The following is a 23,206-nucleotide window of genomic DNA, read 5'->3' as shown; positions in this document are numbered from 1 at the left end:
CGTTGTAACGCGCGCGATGTGAAGCGCCCGCGTTGGGCGTTCGATGCCAAGGCTTCAGCGATGGCGCAGTGTGTCGTCCGCGCCGAACTCCCACACCCGGTCGATGTAGAGGATGGTCGTGCCCTGCTTGTCCTGCGGCCACGGCGGGAACGGTGCCGACAGGTGCACGATGCGCTTGGCCGCCTCGTCCAGCAGGGGCGAGCCGGAGCTTCGGATGATCTGGATCTCGGCGATGCTGCCGTCGCGGTTCAAGCCCACGCTGACCTCGAGGTCGCCGTGGATGTGCTCGCGCCTGGCCTCGTCGGGATAGTTGAGGTTGCCGATACGCTCGACGCGCTTGAACCAGCCGTGGAGATAGGCCGCGTACATGCCCTCGGCGGTGTTGGCGGACAGGAACTTCTTCACCGGCCGCTTGGCATAGCGCTTGACCTTGCGGTCCCGCTCGGCGGTCAGCCGGGCCGCTTCCTGCCGGAGCTGTTCAAGGTCCGAAGGCGGCTGGTCGGTTTCCGGCCGGGCCTTGCTGGCCGTGTCGCTCGCCACCTTGTGCCGGCTGTTGCCGATGGTGGTCACCAGGCGGTCCGGCGTGGCTTGCTGGGCCTGCAGGTGTTGCTCCTGCCGGGGCACGGGGGCGACGCCGTTGCCCGGTACCGGCAGCAGACCCGACAGCCGCTCGGTCGGACGGCCGACCTCATCGCTGTTGCCGCCGCCGCGGTTGCTGGCCTGGGCCAGGAAGTCAGCCTGGTCGGGCGCTTCGCGGTTGGCCACGTCGACCAGGGTCACGTCCAGCGTCGGCAGGCTCGGCTTTGGCTTGACGAAATGAAAGGTCAGGCCGAGCACCAGCACGCCGTGCAGCAACAGGGAAAACAGGAAGGTCGCCCCGATTGGATCAGGGGTATCGGGGCGGCGGACGGTGGCACTCACGCGGGGACGTTCTCGATCGCGTCGAACAGCAGTCCGGCGATATTAAGCCCGAACTGCGCGTCCAGTTCGCGCACACACGTCGGGGATGTGACGTTGATCTCGGTGAGGTAGTCGCCGATCACGTCCAGCCCCACGAAACGCAGGCCGCGGCGGCGCAACTCGGGTGCCACTTGCGCCGCGATCCAGCGGTCGCGCTCGCTGAGCGGCACGCCTTCGCCACGGCCGCCGGCGGCCAGGTTGCCGCGGAACTCGTCACCTTGCGGGATGCGCGCCAGCGCGTAGGGCACCGGTTCGCCGTCGACCAGCAGGATGCGCTTGTCGCCCGCGCTGATCGCAGGGATGAACTTCTGCGCGATCGTGAAATGCCGTCCCTCGCCATGCATGCCGCCGGCGAGCAGGGTTTCGAGCATCGAGTTGAGGTTGCTGTCACCGGCCTTGACGCGGAAGATCCCGCGCCCGCCCATGCCGTCCAGCGGTTTGAGCACCACTTCGCCGTGTTCGGTGACGAAACGGCGCAGCTCGCTGGCATCACGCGAGACCAGCGTGGGCGCGATGCACTGGGGAAACTGCAGGGCGAAAAGCTTTTCGTTGCAGTCGCGCAGGGCCTGGGGGTTGTTGACCACCTGCACGCCCGAACGCTGGGCCGCATCCAGCACCATGGTGTCATAGACGAACTGCGCGTCGACCGGAGGATCCTTGCGCATGAGCACTACATCCATGTCGCGCAGGTCGTGCCAGTGGCGTTCGCCCAGCGTGTACCAGTCGGCCGGCTCGTCCCGCACGGTCAACGGGGCCAGGCGGGCGAAGGGGGCGCCATCGCGCAACGCCAGGTCGCCCTGTTCCATGTAGTAAAGCGCATGGCCGCGGCGCTGGGCCTCCAGCAGCATGGCGAAGCTGGTGTCCTTGGCGACCTTGATGGTGTTGATCGGGTCCATCAGCACGGCAACCGAAAGCGGCATGAAAAATGCTCCGTGGCAGGGAAGTGCGCAGCCGGGGATAGGGCAAGTGATGTGCGCGGCAGGTCGGGATGGTGGCCGAGGGGGCGCAATGCGGCAAGTTCTGACGCGCTCGCTCAAGAACTGACGCGTTTGCCGATACTACCCATGAGCCGGCGCCACGCCTTGATTTTTGCTTGACGCCGCTTCTGTCAGGCGGTAAACAGCAACGCATTGAGTGCGTTGCCGGCAATCGGAACGCAACCACAGAAAAAGTTGCGGTTTTTTTTGCACACTGGTCGGCATCCGCCCGGCCCGTGTGCCTTACCTGAGCCTCGGGCGGGCACCAGGGGGGTTGAGTGAACTTGAATACGAGCGACAACGGCTTGTCCGGTCTGAAGGTCATGGTGATCGATGACTCCAAGACCATCCGGCGTACAGCCGAAACCTTGCTCAAGAAGGAAGGCTGCGAGGTCCTCACGGCCGTCGACGGCTTCGAGGCGCTGGCAAAGATCTCCGACCAGAAGCCGGCCATCATCTTCGTCGACATCATGATGCCGCGCCTGGACGGCTACCAGACCTGCGCGCTGATCAAGAACAACCCGCAGTTCCGTGCCACGCCGGTGATCATGCTGAGCTCCAAGGACGGCCTCTTCGACAAGGCGCGCGGCCGCATCGTCGGCGCCGAGCAATACCTGACCAAGCCGTTCACCCGCGACGAACTGCTTGGGGCCATCCATCGTCACGTCAGCACGGTCTGAAAAGCCACTGACTGCAGCGTCTTATAGGGGAGACCTGTGGCAAAGATTCTCATCATCGACGACTCACCGACCGACGTGCGCGTGTTCACCACGCTGCTCGAGAAGGCCGGTTACGCGGTCGCCGCCGTCAGTACCGCCGAGGAAGGCATCGAGCGCGTCCGCGCCGAGCTGCCGGACCTGGTCATCATGGACGTCATCATGCCCGGCATGAACGGCTTCCAGGCCACCCGCACGCTCACGCGCGACCCGGTCACCTCGAACGTGCCGATCGTGATGATCACCACCAAGTCGATGGAAACCGATCGCGTCTGGGGCCTGCGCCAGGGCGCGCGCGCGTTCATCACCAAGCCGGTCAACGAAAAAGAGCTGCTGACCTGCATCAACGACCTGTTGCCGAGCGCGGCATGAGCGAGAGCGCCAACCTCACGCCGTTCGAGATCCTGGCCCGCTACGAGCGCCTGTCGCTGGCGCACGCCCAGGACGTGCAGGACCGGATGGAAGCGCCGGGCCTGTGGCGCGGCATCGGCTACCGCGTCGGTGCGCGCCTCTTCGTCAGTGCGATCGACGAGATCAACGAGCTGCTCGCGGTGCCCGTGCTGACCCCGGTACCGCTGACCCAGCCCTGGCTGATGGGCGTCGCCAACGTGCGCGGCAACCTGGTGCCGGTGATCGATTTCAACCGCTTCCTGTTCGGCGAGCGTACCCAGCCGACCGAGCGCACGCGCCTGCTGATCGTCCGCCAGGGCGGCGGCAGCGTCGCGCTGATGGTCGATGAGGTGTTCGGCCAGCGCACGGTGGACGAGGAGCAGCGCCGCGAGTCCCTTTCCGAGGACGATCCGCGCTTGACCCGATTCGTCGGCGAACGCGTGGCCGTGGGTGAACAGCGACTGGGCGTTTTCAGCATGAACCGGCTCGTGCGCGCGCCGGATTTCCGTCAGGCCGCGGCCTGAACGGAGCGATATGTAGGGCCGGTGCCGTGCGTGGCCGGATACCAGGGGCGAGAGGTCCCGCCAGCGCAGCGCGGTCGAAGCGCGGCCCGGCGGGATGGAAGACGGACGAGGTGTAACGATGAGCACTACAGGGGGCATCGGCAAGGAACGGGGCTATACAGGCCTCATCGTCCTGCTGCTGATCGCGATCGGTTTCGCGGCGCTGGACTTCTTCCTGCTGAACCAGAAGAACGGCGAGGACCGCCAGGCCAGCGCGCTGACCACGCAGATCCAGGTGCTGTCGCAGCAGACCGCCAAGTACGCCCTCGAGGCCGCCGACGGCAACGTCGACTCCTTCAAGGAACTGGAAAGCACGCGCAACGCCATCGACGCGGCGGTGCAGAAGCTGGCCAAGGGTGATCCCAAGGGCGGCATGGAAGCGTACGGCGACAACAACGCCACGCCGGCCGGTCGCGGCGTGACCGCATTGGTCAACGCGTGGGGCCAGCTCGACGGCGACATCAAAAAGATCCTGTCCAACAAGGGGGTCGTGCTGGATTCGGCCCAGCGAGCCGACAAGCTGTCCCAGCAGATGCCCCTGCTCAACTCGAGCATGGACCAGGTCACCAACATCCTGCAGCAGCGCAACGGCAGTGCCGAGCAGATGCTCGGCTCCTCGCGCCAGATGCTGCTGGCCGACCGTATGGTCCGCCGCGTGCAGGAGGTGCTGCAGGGCGGCGATTCGGCGCAGGCCGCGGCCGACGGCCTGGCCCGCGACGCGCAGCTGTACGGCACCGTGCTCAAGGGCCTGACCGACGGCAACCCCGATGCCGGCGTCAAGGCCATGGGCGACGCCAACGCGCGCAAGATCCTCACCGACATGCAGGGCAATTGGGAGGCGCTGGCCGAGCCGATCGCCAAGCTGGTGTCCGCCGCCGCGCCAATCGCTGACGTGAAGAACGCCGGTAACCAGGCCTCGCTGGATTCGCAGAACGTCCTGCTGCGCGCCAACGAACTGTCCGACCAGATCGGCAAGCTGCCGTTCCGCCGGCTGTTCCCGAACGTGTGGTGGGGCGTGCTGGGCGCCGCCGGCGCAGTGGCCTTCGCGCTGCTGCTGGTGGTCACCCTGGTGCGCGACCAGCGCAAGCGCTTCCAGGATTCGACCGAGCTCAACCAGCGTAACCAGGAGGCGATCATGCGCCTGCTGGACGAAATGGGATCGCTCGCGGAAGGCGACCTGACGGTCAAGACCACGGTGTCGGAGGACATCACCGGCGCCATCGCCGACTCGGTGAATTACGCCATCGACGAGCTGCGCACCCTGGTGACCACGATCAACGAGACCTCCGAGCAGGTGTCCTCGTCGGCGCAGGAAACCCAGACCACCGCGCGCCACCTGGCCGACGCGGCGCAGAGCCAGGCCGCGCGAATCAGCACGGCGACCTCGGCGATCAACCAGATCGCGAGCCTGATGGACAACGTGTCCAAGGACTCGGCCGAATCGGCCGACGTGGCCGAACGCTCGGTGCAGATCGCCTCGCGCGGCGCCGAAGTGGTGCGCGAGACCATCTCGGGCATGGACTCGATCCGCGACCAGATCCAGGAAACCTCCAAGCGCATCAAGCGTCTGGGCGAGTCCTCGCAGGAAATCGGCTCGATCGTGGAACTGATCAACGACATTGCCGAGCAGACGAACATCCTGGCGTTGAACGCGGCCATCCAGGCGGCCTCGGCCGGTGAGGCTGGCCGCGGTTTCGCGGTCGTGGCGGACGAAGTGCAGCGCCTGGCGGAACGCTCCGCCAGCGCGACCAAGCGAATCGAGACGCTGGTGCAGACCATTCAGTCCGATACCAACGAGGCCGTCAGCTCGATGGAGCAGACGACCTCCGAGGTGGTCGCCGGTGCACGCCTGGCCGAGGACGCCGGCAGCGCACTGGGCGACATCGAGCGCGTCTCGCATGACCTGTCGGCGCTGATTCAGAACATCTCCACCGCGGCGCGTCAGCAGTCCGCGGCGGCGACCGACATTTCGCAGTCGATGAACGCGATCCAGGAAATCACTTCGCAGACCTCGCAAGGCGCGAGCCAGACGGCCGACTCGATCGGCTACCTGGCCCAGCTCGCGAGCGATCTGCGGCGCTCGGTGGCGCACTTCAAGCTGCCGGGTTGATCAACGTTTACCGACAGAGGGCAACCTCGAACGGTTGTGCGATGCGTGCGTAGCGCGCAGCCGCTCAAGAGGGGCGCATGAGACTTCAAGACCACATCGATTTCACCACCCTGCAGTGGGTCAAGCCGGAGCTCGACGAGACTCTGGCACGGGCCCGCGAGGCGCTGGAGTCCTACGTAGAGAACCCCGGCAAGCGCGAGGTCATGCGCGCCTGCGTGGATCATCTGCACCAGGTGCAGGGCACCCTGCGCATGGTCGAGCTCTATGGCGCGGCCATGGTCGCCGAGGAGATGGAAACCCTCGCCATCTGCCTGATGGAGGACCACATCCGCCAGCGCGACGACGCTTTCGGCGCGCTGATGCGCGGCCTGATGCAGCTGCCCGATTACCTCGAGCGTCTCTCCGGCGGCCATCGCGATGTGCCGGTCGTGCTGCTGCCGCTGCTCAACGACCTGCGCGCCAGCCGCGACCAGCAGGCACTGTCCGAGGCGGCGCTGTTCAGCCCGAACCTCGAACAGGCGCTGCCGGTGCAGGCGCCCGGTGCGCAGGGCGAGGTCGATGTCGCTGCCCAGCGCAGCGCCATCACCACGCTGCGCCTGCGCTTCCAGCAGCAGTTGCTGGCCTGGTTCCGCGGCCAGAACGCGCCGCAGCAACTGATCGGCATGCGCGAGACGCTGATGGGCATCGCCGGCCGTTGCTGGACCGTGCCTGGGCGCCGCCTGTGGTGGATCGCCGCCGGTGTGCTGGAAGGCCTGGAACAGGGCATGCTCAAGAGCCATGCCGCCGAGATCCGCCAGCTGATCGGCAAGGTCGACCGCAATATCCGCCAGCTCATCGAGCAGGGCGAAGCCAGCCTGCGCGGCGGTGACGCCGACGAACTGGCCAGCAAACTGCTATACATCGTGGCGCAGGCCCGCCAGGCCAGTCCGCAGATGGCGCAGCTGAAGCAGACCTACCGCCTGGACAGCCTGCTGCCCGACGCCGCCGAGCTGGAACACGCACGCGGCTCGATGGCCGGTCACAATCGCGCCCTGCTCGATTCGGTGTCCAAGGCACTGAAGGAAGACCTGCTGCGCGTGAAGGAAGCGCTCGACCTGTTCCTGCGCCAGAGCGACGGCGATCCGGCGCAGCTGGCTGCGCAGGGCGAAGTGCTCGAACGCGTGGGCGACACGCTCGGCATGCTGGCGCTGGCCGTGCCGCGCCGCGTAGTCAACGAGCAGCGCCGCGTGCTGGAAGAAATCGTGCACAAGGTGCGCGCGCCGGAAGAGGGCGTGCTGCTCGACGTCGCCGGTGCGCTGCTCTACGTCGAATCGTCGCTGGACGACCACATCGAGAGCCTGGGCGCCGACGACAGCCTGGCCGACGAGATGTTGCCGGTGGAAGGCGCGGCGGTACCTGCATTGCCGCGCAGCGAAGCGCGCAGCATTCTGGCCTCGCTGATGCAGGAGGCGATCGCCAACGCTGCCAAGGTGAAGGACGCGATCGTCGCCTTCGTCGAGGCCGGCTGGGACCATGCCCAGTTGCACGGCACCCCGGCGCTGATGGACGAAGTGGCTGGCGCCATGCGCATGCTGTCCGCGCCGCGTCCCTCCGAGCTGGCCGAAGGCATCGGCCGCTTCATCGGCAACGAAATGCTGGTCGACCGACGCGTGCCCAATGGCGCGCAGATGGATCACCTGGCCGACGCCCTGGCCGCGCTGGAGTACTACCTCGAAGCCGCCCGCGAACATCGTGGCGGGCTTGAGCACATCCTCGATGTGGCCGAACACAGCCTGGGCTCGCTCGGCTACTGGCCGTTGCCTGCCGCGCGTGCCGCAGTGGCCTACGAGGAACCCGCGCCGGTCGCCGCCGCGGAAGAGCCGTCCGAACCCTCGCTGTCCGAGCCGGTCAGCCTGGCCGACGGTCACGGCCTCGACGACCTGATGGTCGGCAGCAGCGAGCCGCTGCAGAGCGGCGCACACGAGCTGGCCGGCCTGCGCCTGGCACAGACCGAGCCGCTCACCGCCTCGCCGACGACCGGCGGGGAGGGCGACTGGATCGAGATCGAGGAAGAAGTCGTCGAGGAAGTGCCGGTCGCCGACGCGCTGGCCGGCAACGCCGGTTTCCAGCTTGGTACCGAAGGTATCGACGACGACATCCGCGAGATCTTCCTGGAGGAAATGCAGGAGGAGATCGACAACCTGCGCGGCGCCGAACAGGCATGGCTGGCCGATCCGGCGCAGCTGGCCGCGATCACCCCGATTCGCCGCTCCTTCCACACGCTCAAGGGTTCCGGTCGTCTCGTGGGCGCCAGCGTGCTCGGCGAGTTCGCCTGGAAGGTCGAGAACATGCTCAACCGCGTGCTGGATGCCACCATCCAGCCGCACGAAAGCGTGCAGGCCGTGGTCAGTGCCGCCATCGGCGCATTGCCGCAGTTGCTTGCCGCACTCAAGGGCGAAGGCACGCCGACCGCCCCGCTGGCCGCGATCATGACCACGGCCGAGCGCCTGGCCGCTGGCGAGATGGCGCAGATCAGCGACCATGCGTCCGCCGCGACGGAAACCGTGCGCCGCGTGGTGCGCCGCCGCGTGCCGCGTCTGGATGCAGCCGCCGACGCCGTGCCGGTCGCCGCGCACACCGACCAGACCGCGTCCGTCGATGTCCCGCACGAGGCGGTCGAGCCGGTCGAGGCGATCGCCCTGCCGGTGATGCCGCCGGTCGACCCGGTGTTGCTGGAGATCCTGCGCAGCGAAGTGGCGCAATACCTGCAGGCGATCCGTGGCGCGCTGGCTCGCGCCGACGGCGAACTGCGCATCGACGACGCCCTGCTGCGCGCGGTGCACACGCTGCATGGCGCCATCGCCATGGTGGACATCCCGCTGCTGACGCAGTTGCTGTCCCCGCTGGAAAGCCTGCTCAAGCGCCTGCGCGCTGCGAGCCTGCCGCTGTCCGAGGAAGGCACCCGTCTGCTCGCACAATCGGCTGACGTGGTCGACCACGTGATGGCGCAGTTCGATGCGGCCGAGCCGCAACTGCCGTCCGTCGACGCGCTCACCGCCCGCCTGATCGAGCTTCGCGACAGCCAGCCGGAACCGAAGGTCGCACACGTACTGTTCGACCCGCACGCCGAAGACCTGCCGACCGATCTGCCGGACGACGCCGTCGCCGCCGCGCTCGATGCCGGCCTGGGTGACGCGCTTGGTGAACCGGTGGCGGCCGATACCTCCGTCGAAACGGGCGATCACGACGAACACGATGCGTACGCCGGCGAGTTGCTGGCCGCGCTCGATGCGTTCGACCTGGAAGCCGCCGAAGCCGCTGGTGGTGAAGGCCTCTCGGTCGACACCGGGCAGGCCGAGGACGAACAGAGCCTCGCCGCGCTGCTGGACAGTCTGTTGAACGAACCGGCCGACGGTCCGTCGGCGATGCCGGTATCGCAAGTCGTCGTGGACGACAGCGAAGCCGGGCTGGACGATCTCCCGGCGCTGGGCTTGGACAGCGGTGCGCAGGAGCCTGAGCTGGAGGTTTCGAACGAAGCCGACGAGGAGCGGGACGCCACTTTGCTGCTGTCCGATCCAGTGGATCTCCCGCGCGAGTTCGTCGATGCAGACGACGTCGCCACTCAGGCGGAAGCTGCGGAAAGTGTGGAATCTTCCTCGGCCGAAATGACCGAGAAAGAGGTGGCTGGGCCGGCCGAGCCGGAGACCATCGAGGTTCCGGAGGTGGTCGAGGCAGCGCGCCCGCCGCTCACGATCGAGGCTGCCGAGGCCACCCGCGCTGCCGGCGCCGACGAAGCCGAAAAAGAGCCGGCCGACGCAGCGTTCGTGCCGTTCGTGCCGCTCGCCATCGACGACACGCCGGCGCAACCGTGGGTCGGGCAGATCGATCCGGACCTGCTGGAAATCTTCACCGAAGAGGCGAACGAACTGCTCGACCACGCCGATGGCCTGCTGGCCGAGTGGCGGGCCGAGCCGAGCGAGACATCGCATGCCGCTGGCCTCCAGCGCGACCTGCACACCCTCAAGGGCGGTGCGCGCATCGCCGGGCTGGTGCCCGTAGGCGATCTGACCCATGCCATCGAGACGCTGCTGGAGAAGCCGGTTGCCGAGCGCGATACGGCGCAGCTGATCGGTGCCCTGGAAGTCAGCTTCGACGCGCTGCATTCGCTGGTCAAACGCGTTTCGCAGAGCCAGCCGATCGAGTACCCGCAGGCGTTGATTGATCGTCTGCTGGCTTTGGCTGGCCAGGAAGCGCTGTCCGACGAAGGGCACGACACCGCGCATGCTCCGGTCGCGATGCCGTCGGCGAGGCTGCCGGCCGCACCGCTGCCGGAGTTGTTGCCCGAGCTGCTGCCCGAGCGCGAGGAAGAGGAGGTTCGCTCGACGCAGGAACAGATCCGCGTCCGCGCGGAACTGCTCGACAACCTGGTGAACCATGCCGGCGAGGTCGCGATCTACCGTTCGCGCCTGGAGCAGCAGGTCGCCGGCTACCGATTCAACCTGGTCGAGCTGGACCAGACCGTGCAGCGTCTTCGCAGCCAGCTGCGCATGCTCGAAATCGAGACCGAAGCGCAGATCATCGCGCGCTTCCAGCGAGAGCATCGCGAGGCCGGCATCGGCGTGTTCGATCCACTCGAGCTCGACCGCTTCTCGCAGCTGCAGCAGTACTCGCGTGCGCTGGCCGAGTCGGTGTCCGACCTTGTCTCGATCCAGAACATGCTGGACGAGCTCACCCGCCAGTCCGAAACCCTGCTGATCCAGCAGTCGCGTGTCAGCGCCGAGCTGCAGGACGGTCTGTTGCGCACCCGCATGCTGCCGTTCGACACGATGGTGCCGAACCTGCGCCGCACGCTGCGCCAGGCCGCGCAGGAAGAAGGCAAGAGCGCCCAGCTGTACGTCGAGGGTGCTCACGGCGAAATGGACCGCAACCTGCTCGACCGCATCAAGGCGCCGTTCGAGCACATGCTGCGCAACGCCATTGCGCACGGCATCGAGTCGCCGGCCGACCGTCGCAAGGCGGGCAAGCCGACCGAGGGCGCGGTACGGATCCGCGTTGCCCGCGAGGCCACCGAGGTGGTGGTGCGCGTCAGCGACGATGGCCGTGGCTTGGATCGCGAGGCGATCCGCGCCCGCGCGATCGAGCGTGGCCTGCTGCGTGCCGACTCGCGTCCGAGCGATGACCAACTGCTCAGCCTGATCACCCAGACCGGCTTCTCGACCGCCAGCCACGTCACCCAGCTTGCCGGCCGCGGCGTGGGCATGGACGTGGTGGCCAACGAGATCAAGCAGCTGGGCGGTTCGCTGGCGATCGAATCGCAGCAGGGCCAGGGCACGACCTTCATCCTGCGCCTGCCGTTCACCCTGGCGGTTACCCAGGCCATCGTGGTGCGCATCGGCGAGGCGACCTTCGCCATCCCGATGACGTCGGTGCAGGGCGTGGCCCGGATCAGCCCGGACGACCTGGGCGCCCGCCTGGGCGAGGCCAACCCGTCGTTCGACTACAACGGCGACGCCTACGGCATCCACGACCTGGCCGACCTGCTTGGCCTGCAGCCCAACCCGGTCATCGAGGAAGAACAACTCCCGCTGCTGCTGACCCGCGCCGGCGACCTGCGCGCCGCGATCCGCATCGACGCGGTGATCGGCTCGCGCGAGATCGTGGTCAAGTCGGTCGGCCCGCAGGTCAGCTCGGTGCCGGGCGTGCTCGGCGCGACCATCATGGGCGACGGCTCGGTGCTGATCATTCTCGACCTGCCGCCGCTGGTCCGCCACGCCATTATCCGTCGCGAGCAGCGTCTGGCCGATGGCCTGAGCGCGGTGGCCTCGCCGCTGATCGAAGAGCAGCGCGCCAAGCCGCTGGTGATGGTGGTGGACGACTCGATCACCATGCGCAAGGTCACCGGCCGCGTGCTGGAACGCCACGACTACGAGGTGTTCACCGCGAAGGACGGCGTCGACGCGCTGGAGAAACTGCACGACCGCGTGCCGGACATGATGCTGCTCGATATCGAGATGCCGCGCATGGACGGTTACGAGTTGGCCACGCAGATGAAGGCGGACGCGCGCCTGCGCGAGGTGCCGATCATCATGATCACCTCGCGCACCGGCGACAAACATCGCCAGCGCGCCTTCGACATCGGTGTTGACCGCTACCTCGGCAAGCCCTACCAGGAGGCCGAACTGCTGGCGCAGATCGCCGAAGTCCTGGAGCAGCGCGCGATGGCGGTGGAGGCGATCCATGGCTGAGGCGGTACCGGCGGTCGCCCTGCTGTTCGACGACGCGGGCCTGGGTGAGCAATTGCGCAGCGCCCTGCAGGAACGCGGTGCGCGGATCGTGCACGAGGGGCCGTTGAACGGCCTGAGCCGCGAGCTGCTGTCCTCGGTCGATGCCGATGTGCTGGTGGTCAACCTCGACGACGAGGACGACAGCGCGCTGGATCGCCTGGACGACACCCTGGAAGGTGATCGCCCTCGCGTGGTCTTCAACGATGCGCAGGCAAGCCGTCGGCTGGAGGGTTGGGACCGTGCGCGGTGGGCCCGCCACCTGGCGATGAAGGTGTTGGCGATCGGCGACGCCGATCCGCCGCGCCCGCCGGCGCCGGCCGACGTTGCCGATGAGCATCACGTCGCGGCACCTGTGACCGAAGCCGTGCCGGCCGACCTCGGCGTGCAAGGCCTCAGCGAGGCGCCGGAGGACGAAGAGGCACGCCAGGCGGCCGTCTCCGAGACGCTCGCCGCCGAGCTCGAAGCCTTGCTGGCTTCCGACGTGCCGGCCGACGATGCCGACGATTTCGGTTCGGGCCTCAATTACGCCGCTGGCGAAGGCGCGCCGTTGCACGATGGCGACTTCGGTGCCGCCCTGCATGTGCAGGCGAAAGCCGACGATGAGGATGCCGGCGGCGCAGTGGTCGCGGTGGCCGAAGCGACCGAAGCACCCCGTCCGCTGGCCGCGCTGGAATTGTCGGCGATCGACGAAGATCCGGCCCCTGCCGTCGAGGGCGGCGCCAATGCCCGGACGGAAGCGGCGCCACACGCCACCTTCCGGCTCGATCACCTTGAGCTTGCGCCGATCGGCGAGGACGTGGCTCCGGCCACGTCACGTGCGGTCGCCGAAACGGTCGCCGCCGCGCGCATCTCCGACAGCTGGACGCTGCTTGATGGCGATGAACCCGCGCCCGCCGCCTTAGCTCCAGTGGAGCAGGCGGCGCCTGCCGAGTTCGGTATCGAAAAAGTCAGCGCCATCGACTACCTTGCGCCCGGCACTGATGTTGCCGGGCACGCTGAAGCGGCCGAGTTCGGCATCGAGAAAGTCAGTGCGGTCGATTATCTCGCGCCCGACGCCGAGGATGGCGCCTCGCCCGTCCTTCCCGGCCTCAGCCTCGAACTGGTCTCCCTTGAGGAGGCCATCGCCCCCCAGGACTTCGCACCGACGCACGAAATGGTGCTCGAAGCACCAGCCACCGCGCTGCGTCGGCTGGTGGTGTTGGGCGCCACCACTGAAAGCACGGCATCGGTCGGTGAGTTCCTGGCCGCGCTGCCCGCCGGCTTGCGCACCACCGTGCTGCATACCCAACATCTGGCCGGCCGCCCGGCGGATGGCCTGGTCGAGTATTTCGCTTCGCAGTGCGCGCTTCCGGTACGCCTCGCCGAAGCGGGCGTGCGGGCCAGCGTGGGCGAGGTCATCGTGGTGCCCTCGGACCGCCAGGTGATGTTGCGACGCGACGGTACGATCGAGTTGCAACCGATCGAGGCGGGCGCCGGTCACGTGCCGTCGATCGACGTCAGCCTCACGCAGGCCGCCGAGGCCTTCGGCCGCGACGTGATCGCCATCGTGTTCGCCGGCCGCTCCACCGACGCGGTGGCCGGTTGTCAGGCGGTGCACGATCGTGGCGGCCAGGTCTGGGTCGAAGCCAGCGGCGGCCAGCACGTCTCCGACATGGTCAGCGGCGTGCTGGCCGAGAATCTGTCCCATCAGGCCGGCACGCCCCGCGAACTGGCGGCGCGCCTGGCCGAGTTCATCCCGGAAGGTCAGCCATGAGCGAACAACCCCTGCCGCGCGAAATCCGCTGCGTCCTCGTGCCGGTAGGCCAGCTGCGCCTGTTGCTGCCCAATGCCACCGTGGCCGAAGTGATCACCCTGCCGACGCCCGAGCCGGTCGAGGGCGCCCCCGAGTGGCTGCTTGGCCGCATCGCCTGGCGTGGCTGGCGCGTGCCGCTGGTCTCCTTCACCAAGCTCGCCGGCGCACCCGAGGGTGATGCCGACCTGGCGGTCCGCGTGGCCGTGCTCAAGGCCCTGGGCAACAACGCCAGGCTGCCCTTCATCGCGGTGGTGACCCAGGGCTTCCCCCGCCTGACCACGCTCAACGCCGAGCTCATCATCCCTACGCACGATGGCGCGCCTTTGCCGTCCGGCGTAAAGGCACAGGTGCTGGTGCGCGACGACATCGCGGTCATTCCGGACCTGGAAGGCATCGAGGCGGAACTGGCCACGTTGCTGAGTCTCGACGAGCAGGTCGGCGCTGCCTGAGCGCCGCATCGCGGGAAAGCCGTTCGCGTTGCGCGTAGTTCGCAGGGTGAAGTCGAAGCGTCCCAAGCCGCGCGCCGCCACCTCGCATGAAGGCGCAGGTATTGGTGCGAAACGACTTCGTGCCGGTCCCGCGGAGCCTCGAGGCGGATCCGCGTTGCTGCGCCCCGACGAGCAGGCCGGCGTCGCCTGGGCGCGGTCACCACCCGATCAGGCAACCGGTCGCACAGGCGTAGCCTGCCGGACACGAGGCAGGCGAGGGTTCGGGCGGGGCGCGCGCTCGCCTGGTTCCGGGTCGGCCCCGAAGCGCTGCCCCTAGATATCGCCGTGCAACGCCTGCAACGCCGCCAGCGCCGCGAGCCCCGCGGTCTCGGTGCGCAGGATGCGAGGCCCGAGCCGCAGGGCCGCGAAACCGGCGCTCGTCAGGCTGGCCACGTCACGCTCGCCGAGCCCGCCTTCCGGTCCCACCACCAGCAGCGCGCCAGCCGCACCGAAGGCAAGGTCGCGTGGCGACTGGTTGCCCTCGGGCAGCAGCGCCAGGCGCAAAGCCCCATCCTGCGGCAGGGATGCCAGCCAGGCCTCGAGCGTTTGCGTCGGCAGGACCTCCGGCAACCGGGCGCGACCGCTCTGCTCGCAGGCGCTGGCAACGACGGCGCGCCAGTGCGCCAGCCGCTTTTCCGCACGCGCCGGATCGAGACGGACTTCCGAGCGTTCGGTCAGCAGCGGCACGATCCGGGCCACGCCCAGCTCGGTCGCTTTCTGCACGATCAGGTCCATCTTCTCGCCGCGCGCGACGCCCTGCGCCAGCGTGAGCGGCAACGGCGACTCGTTGGCGATCGCCTGCCGGTCGTCGACCCGCACGCGTACCTCGCGCTTGCCGACCTGGGTGATGACCGTCGCGTAGTCGTGGCCGTCGCCATTGAACAGCACCAGCGGCGCGCCTTCGCCCAGGCGCAGCACGCGTGCCACGTGCTCGCCTGCCTGCGGTGGCAGGCTCATCTGAGTGCCGGGGGCGAGCGGTTCGTCGACGTGGATACGGATCGTACGCATGAAGGTCCTGGCAGTGGGCGGGTCGCGAGGGCCGTCCAAGCCCCCTCACCGTGGGATGGTCAGGCCACCGCGCGCTCGATGCCGGCGATGGCCACATCCACCAGATGGTCGATGTCCTGCGTCGTGACGACATAGGGCGGCATGAAATACACCACGTTGCCCAGCGGCCGCAGCAGCGCCTGGTTCTCCAGTCCGTGCAGATACACGCGCATGCCGCGCCGTTCTGTCGATGGCCAGGGCCTGCGCGTGCGCTTGTCGGCGACCAACTCCACCGCGGCGATCATGCCGGTCTGGCGCACGTCGGCGACGTGCGGATGGTCGCGCAGCGGCGCGAGCCTCTTCGCCAGATGCTCGGCAAGCACGCGGTTGCGCTCCAGCACCGGCTCGTCGCGGAAGATGGCCAGCGTTTCCAGCGCCACGCGGCAAACCAGCGGATTGCCGGTGTAACTGTGCGAGTGCAGGAAGGCCTTGCCGGCGTTGTATTCGGCATAGAAGGCCGCGTATACGGCTTCGGTCGTGAGCACTGCGGCCAGTGGCAACGTACCGCCGGTCAGTCCCTTCGAGAGGCACATGAAATCCGGCGCTACGGCGGCCTGCTCGCAGGCGAACAACGTCCCGGTGCGGCCAAAGCCCACCGCGATCTCGTCGGCGATGAAGTGCACGTCGAATTGGTCGCACAAACGGCGCAGGCCGGCCAAATAATCGGGGTGGTACATGCGCATCCCGCCGGCGCACTGCACCAGCGGTTCGACCATCACCGCGCAGGTTTCGTGCGCGTGGCGTTCGAGCAGGGCGCGCAGTTCTTCCAGACGCCGTGCCGCGACCTGCGAGGGCGTTTCTCCCGGCTCGCCCTCGTAGGCGTCCGGCGAAGGCGCCAGGATCGGCGTCAGCAGCAGCGGCGCGTAGGTCTTGCGATACAGCGCCACGTCGCTGACCGACAGCGCGCCCAGCGTCTCGCCGTGGTAACTGCCGGTGAGCGCGATGAAGCGCGTCTTCTCGCCATGACCCCGATTGAGCCAGTAGTGGAAGCTCATCTTGAGCGCCACCTCAACGGCGGCGGAGCCGATGTCGGCGTAGAACACGCGCTCAAGCCCCGGCGGCGCGATACGCACGAGTTCTTCGGCCAGCTCGATCGCGGGCTCATGGGTGAAGCCGGCGAAAATCACGTGCTCGAGTCGCTGCGCCTGGTCGGCCAGTGCGGCGGCCAGGCGCGGATTGGCGTGGCCGAAGATGTTGGTCCACCACGAACTGACGCCGTCCAGGTAGCGGCGACCATCGGCATCGAACAGCCACGCGCCTTCGCCCCGCACGATCGGTACCAGCGGGATGCTTTCGTGGTCATGCATCTGCGTGCACGGGTGCCACACATGTTTGAGATCCCGCGCGGCCAGCGCGGCGTTGCCGGCAACGGCCGGCGCATCGGGGGAGGGTGCGTCCATCCCGCTATGATCGGCGTTGCGGCGTAGCCGCTCAAGCTCAAGGACCGAAGTGAAACGCTCGCGCGTCGCCTGGCTGACCGCCGCCATCCTGCTGTTGCTCGTCGCCCTGCTGGTGCTGTTGCTGCCGGCACGCTGGGCGGTGCCGTTCGTGCAGTCACGCCTGCACGGCCTCAGGCTCGAAGGTGTGCACGGACTGGTCTGGAACGGTGGGGCGCGGGAACTGCTCGGCCTGGACGGTCGCTCGCTGGGACAGATGCAATGGCGGCTTTCGCGTGCCCTGCTTTGGGGGCGGCTGGACCTGCAACTGGATTTTTCCGGGCGAGGGCTCACGGCCAGCGGGCATCTGGAGCGCGACGGCGAGGGCCGTCCCGTGTGGACCGACGTGTTGTTGCGTGCCGACCTGGCGGCATGGGCGGCGCGGCTCGATTCATCGCTCGGCACGCCGCGCGGCACCCTGGCGATGCAACTGCAGCGGGCGGTGCTCCAGGCGAACTGGCCGGTCGAACTCGATGGCCGGGTAAGGTGGCGCGACGCTTCCATGCGGACCCGCGCACAAACCGTTGTCCTGGGCGATTTCGGGATGGACCTGCGAGGCTCCAACGGCGTGCTGACCGGCCAACTGCGCGACCAGAACAACGGCCCGCTGCGTGCGCAAGGTCAATGGCAAGCCAGTCCCCTGGGTTGGCGACTGGACCTGCTGCTGCAGCCGCGGACAACCGATCCGGCACTGCGCCACTGGCTCGCGCGGCTGGGTCGACCGGACGCGGACGGCACGCTTGAACTCCATCGCCGCGGCGGCCTCGCCGCCGCCACGCCGGAAACCTCTCCATGAGTTACGACGCCGAACACGCCCTGGCCGCCGCGCGCGAAGCGGCCGCCGCCGCGGGCGACATCATCCGCCACTATTGGAGCCGAGGCGTGGCGGTCGAGTGGAAGGCCGACGCCACACCGGTCACCGTGGCCGATCGCGATGCCGAGCAGGCGATCCGCGCGGTGCTCTCCCAAGCCTTGCCGCAGGCATCGATCTACGGCGAGGAATACGGCCTGGAGGGCGCGCGCGATGGCTTGCTGTGGCTGGTCGACCCGCTCGACGGCACCAAGAGCTTCGTGCGCCGCACGCCGTTCTTTTCCACCCAGATCGCCCTGATGGATCGGGGCGAACTGGTGCTGGGCGTTTCCAGCGCGCCGATCTACGGCGAGACGATGTGGGCGCGGCGTGGTGCGGGCGCCTGGTTCGAAGGCGAACGCGTGCAGGTCGCAGCTACCGGCATGCTGGCGCAGGCGTCGATCTCCATCGGTAACGTCAAGTCGCTCACCGCCGACGCCCGCTGGGACGCCCTCGGTGCGTTGATTCGCGACAGCAACCGCATCCGCGGCTACGGCGACTTCTGCCACTACCACCTGCTCGCCCGCGGCGGCCTGGACCTGGTGATCGAATCCGACGTGAACATCCTGGACGTCGCCGCGTTGGCGGTGATCGTGCGTGAGGCCGGAGGCGTGTTCACCGACCTGCAGGGCCGCGCGCCCAGCCTGGAAACCACCAGCGTGCTGGCCGGCGTCCCGGTGATCCACACCCAGGCGCTTGCACGCTTGCGTCATGAAGCCGCGGGCTAGAATGTCCTGATGCGCAAGCCACCGATCATCCATGCCACCCGCGAATGCGTCGACAGCCGCTTCCTGCGTGTCGAGCAACTGGACCTGGAATTCTCCAACGGCGAGAAGCGCACCTACGAACGCCTGCGAGCCAGTGGCCTGGGTGCGGTGATCATTGTGCCGATGCTCGACGACGACACGGTGCTGCTGATCCGCGAGTACGGCGCCGGCGTGGGCCGTTACGAACTCTCGCTGCCCAAGGGGCGGCTCGACCAGGACGAGACGGCCGAGCAGGGCGCCAACCGCGAGCTGAAGGAAGAAGTCGGCTACGGCGCCAATCGCCTGAAGATCCTGCACAACCTGTCGCTCTCGCCCGGCTACATGACGCACATGGCGCACGTGGTGCTGGCACAGGATCTCTACCCCGAACGCCTGCCCGGCGACGAACCCGAGGAGTTGGACGTGGTCCCATGGAAGCTTTCCGAACTGCACACCCTTGTCGGCCGTGACGACGTGACCGAAGGCCGCTCGATCGCCGCGCTGTTCATGGCGCGCGAGTACCTGGCCGGGCGGTTCCAGCCATGAGCGCGGTTGCACCGGAAGCCGGCCTGCTGGCCGAGGTAAGTGCGATCGCGCGCGAGGCGGGCAATGCCATCCTCGCGATCTACCGTGACGAGTTTGCCGTGGAGCACAAGGACGACAAGTCGCCGCTTACCGCCGCGGATCTTGCCGCCCAGCGCGTCATCGCCGCCGGCCTGGCACGCATCGCGCCGGACATCCCCGTGTTGTCGGAGGAAGCCCGCGCCGCGCCGTGGGAAGTGCGCCAGACATGGTCGCGCTACTGGCTGGTCGATCCGCTCGACGGCACTCGCGAGTTCGTCAAGCGCAACGGCGAATTCACCGTCAACATCGCGCTGATCGAGGGCCACCGCCCGGTGCTCGGCGTGGTGCTGGCGCCAGTCACCGGCGAGCTGTACGCCGCCGCCGACGGCCAGGGCGCCTGGCTGCAGCAGCACGCCAACGGCCAATGGCAGCCGATCGGCACGCGTGCGCTGGCCGCTCCCGCGGTGGTCGCGGGCAGCCGCTCGCACGGCAGCGACACGCACGATTTCCTCGATGCGCTGCTGGGCACGCCCTACCAACCCTTCCCGATGGGCTCCTCGCTGAAGTTCTGCCTGATCGCCCGCGCGGTGGCCGACCTTTACCTGCGGCTGGGCCCGACCAGCGAATGGGATACGGCGGCGGCGCAGTGCGTGCTGGAACAGGCCGGCGGCGCCGTGCTGGACCTGGCCGGCGAACCGTTGCGGTACAACACGAAAGACTCCGTGCTCAACCCGGAATTCCTCGCCGTGGGCGATCGCGCGGTCGAGTGGAAGGCACGGCTGGGCAAGGCAAGGCCCGCCTGATCCATGGCGGGTCGCTACACGCTCGACGACCTACTCGCGATCATGGCGCGCCTGCGTGATCCCGAGCGGGGCTGCCCGTGGGACGTGCAGCAGGACTTCGCCACGATCGCGCCCTACACCCTGGAGGAAGCCTACGAAGTCACCGACGCGATCGATCGCGGCGATTTCGACGACTTGCGCGAGGAACTGGGTGACCTGCTGCTGCAAGTGGTCTTCCACGCGCAGATGGCAAGCGAACGCGGCCTGTTCGATTTTGCCGACGTCGCCCACGGGATCGCCGACAAGATGCGCCGGCGCCACCCGCACGTGTTCGGCGAGGAACGCTACGAGGACGTCGAGGCACAGACGCGCGCCTGGGAGGCCATCAAGGCGGCCGAGCGCGCCGAGCGCGGGCATGCGCACGATGCCAGCGCGCTGGCCGGCATCTCGCGCGGCCTCCCTGAGTGGAAGCGTGCGGCCAAGCTGCAACAACGTGCCGCGAGCGTCGGGTTCGAGTGGCGCGAACCCGGCCCGGTGCTGGACAAGCTGGCCGAGGAAGTGGACGAGGTGCGCGCCGAGTTTGCCGCTGGCGCCGACGTGGAGAGGCTGGAGGACGAGCTGGGCGACGTGCTGTTCGTCACCGCCAACCTGGCCCGTCACGCGGGCGTGGATTTCTCGCGCGCCCTGCGCCGCGCCAACGCGAAGTTCGAGCGGCGGTTTCGCCAGATGGAAACGCTCGCCGCCTCAGAAGGCCGCCCGCTGGCCGAGCGAAGCCTGCAGGAACAGGAAGCGCTCTGGCAACAGGCCAAACGCGCCGAATGACGTAGGGTGGGCTTCAGCCCACCGTAGGTCCGGCGCAAGGTGGGCTGAAGCCCACCCTACGAGGCAAGGCGACTTCAGCGCGCCGCCGGCGTCGCCCCTTGCTGCCACTGCGCGCGCATGCGCTCGCGCTCGGCGCGCATCTTCGCCTCGTTGGCGAGGTTCTCCGACAGGCTCTTGCGCAGCGTGGCGATCGCCTGATCGACGTTGGCCGGCTGTGCCTGCAGGCGGGCGAGGCGATGGTAGGCGTAAGTGCGCAGGTGCGGATCCTGCGACTTGGCCAGCACTTCGTTGTAGATGCCGGCCATGTCCTTCTCGCGCCCTGCCTTCCGGTAGAGCCGCTCCAGCGAGTGCAGGTCGGCCATGGCGCCCATGCCCGGCCCGTGCTCCATGCGCATCCGGTGCATGCGTTCGCCCATGCGATGCTCCTTGTGCATGCGTTGCATGTGCTCGCCCATCGGGGCGGGGGCGGGGAGGGTGCGGGCCTGTGGCGCAGGCGTCGCGGTGGGCGCGTCCTGCGACACGGCCAGAGGACTGGCCAGCAGCAGGGCGAGGGCAGGGGCGAGCAGAAGGCGGGTTGCCATGAGTGGGCTCCGTTCGAGGGTGTTACGGAAAACGCGACCCGATCGGCGGCGTTGACTGCAACCCTGCAGGCGCCGGATGCATCCTAGGGGTGTTCATTCAGCCAAGCGGAGTTTTCCATGCGCCTCATCCTCGCCTCCTTGCTGTTGCTCGCCCCGCTGGCCGGCCATGCAGCCGACCACTGTGCCTTCGAGGCACCGCGCAACCTGAGCGTCGACCTGGCCGGCGTGCGCGCCGTGCAAATCCAGGTGCACAGCTTCGACCTGCACGTGACCGGCCGGGCCGACGCCCGCAAGCTCGACGTGCGTGGCCGTGCCTGCGCGTCCGAGCGCGACATGCTCGACCGGTTGGTCGTCACCCAGCGCCGCGAAGGCGACCAACTGGTTCTCGAACTGGGCGACCGGCACGGCCTTCACTGGTTCGGGAGCGGCGAGGCCGATCTCGACGTGACGGTCGGGCTTCCGGCCAGCCTGCCGCTGACGGTGGACGTGGGTTCGGGCGACGCCGAAGTCAGCGGCGTCGGCCAACTCGACAGCCATGTGGGTTCCGGCGACCTCAATGTCCGCAACGTGGCCGGCCGCTTCGCCACCAGCGTGGGCTCGGGCGATGTGGAGGCACATGAGGTCGGCAGCCTGGACCTGGGTTCGGTCGGCTCGGGTGATTTCAGCGCCAGCGGCATCGGTGGCGACGCACGCGTGGGCAGCATCGGCTCGGGCGACGTGACCTTGCGCAACGTGCGCGGCAGCGTGCATGCCGACACGCTGGGCTCGGGCGACCTGGATGTCGATGGCGTGGGTGGCGACCTGAGCCTCGGTGCCAAGGGCAGCGGCGACGTCAGCCACAACAACGTCAAGGGCAAGGTGGACGTGCCGCGCGACGACGACTGACCCTGCCGCACCTGACGTGGGGTGGGCTTCAGCCCGCCGCCCATGGCCGCGGCAAGCAGCTGGTGGGCCGAAGCCCCTCACGGTCCCCCGGGAGCGCAAGCCGTCAGCCCAGCCACCGCCACGCCAGATACACCAGCGGCGCGCTCACCAGCAGAAACGGCACCGATACCCGGTGCAGCGCGCGCAGCCCGTGCGGCTGGCGCGCCAACCGCAGCGCGATCAGGTTCGCCAGCGAGCCGATGGCCAATCCGCAGCCGCCCACGTTCACCGCGACCGCCAGCGCGATCGGATCGGGTGCACGCTCGAGCAGCAGCACGGTGGCCGGTACATTGCTGATCAGTTGCGAGGCGAGAATGCCGCCCACGTAGAGCGTGAGCGGGTGGCCGAAGTCCAGGCGGTCGAGCATGGCGTCAACCTGCGGCAGTTCGGCCAGGTGACCCAGTCCGAGAAAGATCGCGGCGAAAGTGAGCAGCAGCAGCCAGTCCACCCGGGCCAGGCTGCGCGGGGCCGCGAGCACGAACACCAGCAGCAGCGCGCCGGCGCCGAAGGCTGCGCGGCCGTACTCCATCAGCACCACCATCGCCGCCAGCGCGACCGTCGACAGCGCCGCCAGTCCGCGTGCCACGGCCTGGCGGTCGAGCGCCTGCGGTGCCAATGCGACCCGGTCGCGCGGCAGCCATACCCAGGTCAGCGCCGCCACCAGCGCAAACATCACCGCGGACGCCGGCGCCATGGCCCAGGCAAAGCCCAGGAACGACAACTGCCCGTGCTGCCACAACAGCAGGTTCTGCGGATTGCCGATCGGGCTCAGTGTCGAGCCCGCGTTCACCGCCAGCGCTTCCAGCACCACCATGCGCAGCACCGGCAGGTTCGACAGGCCGCCTATCGCCACCGTCAGCGGCACCAGCACGAACAGGCTGACGTCGTTGGTGAGCACCATGGACAGCAGCGCCGTGGCGGCCACCAGCAACAGGCCCAGGCTGCGCAGCGAATGCGCGCGCGCGGCGAGCAGCGCGGCCACGTGCTGCACCATCGCGCTGTCGCGAATGCCCTGGATGGCGATCAGCAGCCCGGCCAGCCCGGCCAGTGTCGGCCCCTGCAGCCAGCGTCGCCAGGCGGCGATGGGTTGCGGATCGACGAGCGCCAGCGCCAGCGTGAGCAGGGCGAAGGCGAGCAGCAGCCACTCGGCCCTGAGCCGTTCCAGCCAGCGGCGCGCGCTCATCGGTTCGCGTGG

General features: G+C 68.5%; 19 protein-coding genes. 13 read left to right on the top strand and 6 right to left on the bottom strand.

Annotated elements, in window-relative coordinates; genetic code table 11:
- Window positions 1-54: 54 nt before the first annotated feature.
- Both ACFWZ3_RS07440 and gshB read right to left on the bottom strand, forming a co-directional pair.
- Window positions 55-921 carry an energy transducer TonB gene (locus ACFWZ3_RS07440; RefSeq protein WP_439707095.1) on the bottom strand — a complete coding sequence of 289 codons (867 nt, stop codon included), beginning with the start codon at window positions 919-921 and terminating at the stop codon, window positions 55-57.
- Window positions 918-1,880, bottom strand: a complete 963-nt coding sequence (gshB, locus tag ACFWZ3_RS07435) for a glutathione synthase (RefSeq protein WP_439707094.1) — start codon at window positions 1,878-1,880, stop codon at window positions 918-920. Before gshB ends, ACFWZ3_RS07440 begins: the two co-directional genes overlap by 4 nt.
- Before the next feature lie 380 nt (window positions 1,881-2,260).
- Between gshB and pilG the strand changes: the two genes are divergently transcribed.
- From pilG to ACFWZ3_RS07400, 7 genes are all read left to right on the top strand, one after another.
- Window positions 2,261-2,617: a twitching motility response regulator PilG gene (gene pilG, locus ACFWZ3_RS07430; protein ID WP_209620096.1), complete on the top strand. Its 357-nt coding sequence runs from the start codon at window positions 2,261-2,263 to the stop codon at window positions 2,615-2,617.
- A gap of 36 nt (window positions 2,618-2,653) precedes the next feature.
- Entirely contained in the window at window positions 2,654-3,025 is a 372-nt protein-coding gene (locus ACFWZ3_RS07425; protein ID WP_091337433.1) for a response regulator, read from the top strand.
- Window positions 3,022-3,567 carry a chemotaxis protein CheW gene (locus tag ACFWZ3_RS07420; RefSeq protein ID WP_439707093.1) on the top strand — a complete coding sequence of 182 codons (546 nt, stop codon included), beginning with the start codon at window positions 3,022-3,024 and terminating at the stop codon, window positions 3,565-3,567. Before ACFWZ3_RS07425 ends, ACFWZ3_RS07420 begins: the two co-directional genes overlap by 4 nt.
- 118 nt (window positions 3,568-3,685) lie before the next feature.
- Window positions 3,686-5,716: a methyl-accepting chemotaxis protein gene (locus ACFWZ3_RS07415; RefSeq protein ID WP_439707092.1), complete on the top strand. Its 2,031-nt coding sequence runs from the start codon at window positions 3,686-3,688 to the stop codon at window positions 5,714-5,716.
- Between the two features lie 77 nt (window positions 5,717-5,793).
- Window positions 5,794-11,940: an Hpt domain-containing protein gene (locus ACFWZ3_RS07410; protein WP_439707091.1), complete on the top strand. Its 6,147-nt coding sequence runs from the start codon at window positions 5,794-5,796 to the stop codon at window positions 11,938-11,940.
- Window positions 11,933-13,732 (top strand): chemotaxis protein CheB, encoded by a 1,800-nt coding sequence (locus tag ACFWZ3_RS07405; protein WP_439707090.1) that lies wholly within the window; start codon window positions 11,933-11,935, stop codon window positions 13,730-13,732. The genes ACFWZ3_RS07410 and ACFWZ3_RS07405 overlap by 8 nt, the downstream gene beginning before the upstream one ends.
- Window positions 13,729-14,220 (top strand): chemotaxis protein CheW, encoded by a 492-nt coding sequence (locus ACFWZ3_RS07400; RefSeq protein ID WP_439707089.1) that lies wholly within the window; start codon window positions 13,729-13,731, stop codon window positions 14,218-14,220. Before ACFWZ3_RS07405 ends, ACFWZ3_RS07400 begins: the two co-directional genes overlap by 4 nt.
- A gap of 312 nt (window positions 14,221-14,532) precedes the next feature.
- On the opposite strand, the gene ACFWZ3_RS07395 is transcribed toward ACFWZ3_RS07400, so the two are convergent.
- Window positions 14,533-15,267, bottom strand: a complete 735-nt coding sequence (locus ACFWZ3_RS07395; RefSeq protein WP_439707088.1) for a 16S rRNA (uracil(1498)-N(3))-methyltransferase — start codon at window positions 15,265-15,267, stop codon at window positions 14,533-14,535.
- A gap of 59 nt (window positions 15,268-15,326) precedes the next feature.
- On the bottom strand, window positions 15,327-16,706 hold the full coding sequence (locus tag ACFWZ3_RS07390) for an adenosylmethionine--8-amino-7-oxononanoate transaminase (RefSeq protein WP_439707087.1): 1,380 nt from the start codon (window positions 16,704-16,706) through the stop codon (window positions 15,327-15,329).
- 49 nt (window positions 16,707-16,755) lie between these two features.
- Between ACFWZ3_RS07390 and ACFWZ3_RS07385 the strand changes: the two genes are divergently transcribed.
- From ACFWZ3_RS07385 to mazG, 5 genes are read left to right on the top strand one after another with little or no spacing between them, the layout of a single operon-like run.
- Window positions 16,756-17,538: a type II secretion system protein N gene (locus ACFWZ3_RS07385; protein ID WP_439707086.1), complete on the top strand. Its 783-nt coding sequence runs from the start codon at window positions 16,756-16,758 to the stop codon at window positions 17,536-17,538.
- Window positions 17,535-18,320 (top strand): inositol monophosphatase family protein, encoded by a 786-nt coding sequence (locus ACFWZ3_RS07380; RefSeq protein ID WP_439707085.1) that lies wholly within the window; start codon window positions 17,535-17,537, stop codon window positions 18,318-18,320. Before ACFWZ3_RS07385 ends, ACFWZ3_RS07380 begins: the two co-directional genes overlap by 4 nt.
- Window positions 18,321-18,329: 9 nt before the next feature.
- Window positions 18,330-18,884 carry an ADP compounds hydrolase NudE gene (nudE, locus tag ACFWZ3_RS07375; protein ID WP_209619800.1) on the top strand — a complete coding sequence of 185 codons (555 nt, stop codon included), beginning with the start codon at window positions 18,330-18,332 and terminating at the stop codon, window positions 18,882-18,884.
- The gene (gene cysQ, locus ACFWZ3_RS07370) at window positions 18,881-19,705 is read left to right on the top strand and encodes a 3'(2'),5'-bisphosphate nucleotidase CysQ (protein ID WP_439707084.1); all 825 of its coding nucleotides are present in this window, start codon (window positions 18,881-18,883) and stop codon (window positions 19,703-19,705) included. The genes nudE and cysQ overlap by 4 nt, the downstream gene beginning before the upstream one ends.
- A 3-nt stretch (window positions 19,706-19,708) precedes the next feature.
- Window positions 19,709-20,506, top strand: coding sequence for a nucleoside triphosphate pyrophosphohydrolase (mazG, locus tag ACFWZ3_RS07365; RefSeq protein WP_439707083.1), 798 nt, complete (start codon window positions 19,709-19,711; stop codon window positions 20,504-20,506).
- A gap of 74 nt (window positions 20,507-20,580) precedes the next feature.
- Here the strand turns inward: mazG and ACFWZ3_RS07360 are convergent, their stop codons facing one another.
- The gene (locus ACFWZ3_RS07360; protein ID WP_439707082.1) at window positions 20,581-21,087 is read right to left on the bottom strand and encodes a hypothetical protein; all 507 of its coding nucleotides are present in this window, start codon (window positions 21,085-21,087) and stop codon (window positions 20,581-20,583) included.
- Window positions 21,088-21,204: 117 nt separating this feature from the next.
- Here ACFWZ3_RS07360 and ACFWZ3_RS07355 point away from each other — a divergent pair, with 117 nt between their 5' ends.
- On the top strand, window positions 21,205-21,972 hold the full coding sequence (locus ACFWZ3_RS07355; protein ID WP_439707081.1) for a DUF4097 family beta strand repeat-containing protein: 768 nt from the start codon (window positions 21,205-21,207) through the stop codon (window positions 21,970-21,972).
- 103 nt (window positions 21,973-22,075) lie between these two features.
- Here the strand turns inward: ACFWZ3_RS07355 and ACFWZ3_RS07350 are convergent, their stop codons facing one another.
- Window positions 22,076-23,194, bottom strand: a complete 1,119-nt coding sequence (locus tag ACFWZ3_RS07350; RefSeq protein WP_439707080.1) for an SLC13 family permease — start codon at window positions 23,192-23,194, stop codon at window positions 22,076-22,078.
- Between the last annotated feature and the right edge of the window lie 12 nt (window positions 23,195-23,206).

Source organism: Frateuria sp. GZRR35 (assembly GCF_051900415.1).
Taxonomy (GTDB): Bacteria; Pseudomonadota; Gammaproteobacteria; order Xanthomonadales; family Rhodanobacteraceae; genus Frateuria_A.
The sequence above is the reverse complement of the archived record's forward strand: the minus strand, read 5'-3'. Positions and strand labels throughout refer to the sequence as shown.

Bases quoted from the DNA above. Each gene is read 5' to 3' on its own strand.
- ACFWZ3_RS07380 (WP_439707085.1), top strand. From the start codon at position 17,535: ATGAGTTACGACGCCGAACACGCCCTGGCCGCCGCGCGCGAAGCGGCC.
- ACFWZ3_RS07355 (WP_439707081.1), top strand. From the start codon at position 21,205: ATGCGCCTCATCCTCGCCTCCTTGCTGTTGCTCGCCCCGCTGGCCGGC.
- ACFWZ3_RS07400 (WP_439707089.1), top strand. From the start codon at position 13,729: ATGAGCGAACAACCCCTGCCGCGCGAAATCCGCTGCGTCCTCGTGCCG.
- gshB (WP_439707094.1), bottom strand. From the start codon at position 1,880: ATGCCGCTTTCGGTTGCCGTGCTGATGGACCCGATCAACACCATCAAG.
- ACFWZ3_RS07395 (WP_439707088.1), bottom strand. From the start codon at position 15,267: ATGCGTACGATCCGTATCCACGTCGACGAACCGCTCGCCCCCGGCACT.
- ACFWZ3_RS07410 (WP_439707091.1), top strand. From the start codon at position 5,794: ATGAGACTTCAAGACCACATCGATTTCACCACCCTGCAGTGGGTCAAG.
- nudE (WP_209619800.1), top strand. From the start codon at position 18,330: ATGCGCAAGCCACCGATCATCCATGCCACCCGCGAATGCGTCGACAGC.
- ACFWZ3_RS07405 (WP_439707090.1), top strand. From the start codon at position 11,933: ATGGCTGAGGCGGTACCGGCGGTCGCCCTGCTGTTCGACGACGCGGGC.
- ACFWZ3_RS07415 (WP_439707092.1), top strand. From the start codon at position 3,686: ATGAGCACTACAGGGGGCATCGGCAAGGAACGGGGCTATACAGGCCTC.
- cysQ (WP_439707084.1), top strand. From the start codon at position 18,881: ATGAGCGCGGTTGCACCGGAAGCCGGCCTGCTGGCCGAGGTAAGTGCG.
- ACFWZ3_RS07390 (WP_439707087.1), bottom strand. From the start codon at position 16,706: ATGGACGCACCCTCCCCCGATGCGCCGGCCGTTGCCGGCAACGCCGCG.
- mazG (WP_439707083.1), top strand. From the start codon at position 19,709: ATGGCGGGTCGCTACACGCTCGACGACCTACTCGCGATCATGGCGCGC.
- ACFWZ3_RS07350 (WP_439707080.1), bottom strand. From the start codon at position 23,194: ATGAGCGCGCGCCGCTGGCTGGAACGGCTCAGGGCCGAGTGGCTGCTG.
- pilG (WP_209620096.1), top strand. From the start codon at position 2,261: ATGGTGATCGATGACTCCAAGACCATCCGGCGTACAGCCGAAACCTTG.
- ACFWZ3_RS07360 (WP_439707082.1), bottom strand. From the start codon at position 21,087: ATGGCAACCCGCCTTCTGCTCGCCCCTGCCCTCGCCCTGCTGCTGGCC.
- ACFWZ3_RS07420 (WP_439707093.1), top strand. From the start codon at position 3,022: ATGAGCGAGAGCGCCAACCTCACGCCGTTCGAGATCCTGGCCCGCTAC.